2 protein-coding genes are annotated in these 435 nt (G+C 70.3%); one reads left to right on the top strand and one right to left on the bottom strand.

The window, feature by feature from the left end; translation table 11 throughout:
* On the top strand, positions 1-150 hold a 150-nt coding region (locus tag LPA54_RS39395; RefSeq protein ID WP_228985197.1), incomplete at its 5' end, for a KH domain-containing protein.
* Positions 151-169: 19 nt separating this feature from the next.
* On the opposite strand, the gene LPA54_RS39390 is transcribed toward LPA54_RS39395, so the two are convergent.
* The coding region (locus LPA54_RS39390; protein WP_228985196.1) for a family 1 glycosylhydrolase at positions 170-435 on the bottom strand (266 nt) is incomplete at its 5' end.

The following is a 435-nucleotide window of genomic DNA, read 5'->3' as shown; positions in this document are numbered from 1 at the left end:
CCCAAGGGCAAGCGCCTGAAGGACGTCGGCATCAAGTCCCGCAAGCAGATCGAGGCGCTCCTCGGAACGCCCGTCTTCCTGGACCTCCACGTCAAGGTCGCCAAGGACTGGCAGCGGGACCCCAAGCAGCTCCGGCGGCTCGGGTTCTGACCCACCCGGAAGCGCGGCGTCAGCCGCGCTGCTCCCGCAGCAACGCCCTGTACCAGCCGTACGACGCCTTCGGCGTCCGCCGCTGTGTGCCGAAGTCCACGTGCACCAGGCCGAAGCGGCGGCCGTACCCCTCCGCCCACTCGAAGTTGTCCAGCAGCGACCACACGAAGTAGCCGCGGACGTCCACGCCCGCCTCCACCGCCCGGTGCAGGGCGCGGACATGGCCGTCCAGGTAGGTGATGCGGTCGGCGTCGTCCAGGCCCTCGTACGCGCAGCCGTTCTCCG

Source organism: Streptomyces sp. DH12, assembly GCF_020873895.1.
Taxonomy (GTDB): Bacteria; Actinomycetota; Actinomycetes; order Streptomycetales; family Streptomycetaceae; genus Streptomyces.
This window is presented reverse-complemented; position numbering and strand designations above follow the sequence as displayed.